General features: G+C 61.1%; 1 pseudogene. It reads left to right on the plus strand.

Annotated features, from left to right (window positions below):
* Nucleotides 1–778, plus strand: a pseudogene (locus AF337_RS32710) (adenylate/guanylate cyclase domain-containing protein); the annotation flags it as partial.

Consider the following 778-nt stretch of genomic DNA (forward strand, 5'->3'; position numbering starts at 1 on the left):
AGGTGGTGGCGCGGAATTCGACGGACGTTTATAAAGGCAAGCCGGTGGATGCCCGCCAGGTCGCAAGCGCGCTCCATGTCGGCTTTGTACTGGAAGGCTCGATCCAGCGGCAGAGTGATCGGGTACGGATCACAGCACAGTTGATCGATGCAAAAGCCGGCCACCATCTTTGGTCGGAGAATTGGGACCGGCCGGCTGAGGACGTGTTCGCCGTTCAGGCAGAAATCGCAGAGCAGGTCGCCAACCGCCTCGGCGGCGGAGTGGGACTGATTCAAGAGGCCGGGCGGGCGGCAGCCAAACGCAAACGGCCTGAAAACCTGAATGCCTATGATTACTATCTGCTCGGGTCCGAGAAGATTGAAAAGCTCACCAAGGCTGATGACGAGGAGGCCATCACCTTGCTCAACCGCGCCGTCGAGCTCGACCCGGGGCTGGCCCGGGCCTGGGTCGAACTTTACCATGCTCATGATCTGATGGGCGTGTTTGGCGTCGATCCCGAGAGCAACCGCAAGGTGGCCGCCGATGTGGCCGAACGCGCGGTGCGGCTTGATCCGAGCGACGCTGAAGCCCATGCGGTGTTTGGTATGAGCCTTGCCAATAAGGGCGATATGGGCCGCGGCAAGTCCGAATTCGAGACGGCCCTTCGCCTGGCTCCGGGTTCGTCCGAAATCCTGACCTTTTACAGCGGCTATGCAGCACGCTTCGGTGAACCAGAACGCGGTGCTCAAATGGTCGACAAGGTCATGCGGCTCGACCCGAACTATCCGATGTGGGCGCC

Source organism: Rhizobium ecuadorense (genome assembly GCF_001187535.1).
GTDB lineage: Bacteria > Pseudomonadota > Alphaproteobacteria > Rhizobiales > Rhizobiaceae > Rhizobium > Rhizobium ecuadorense.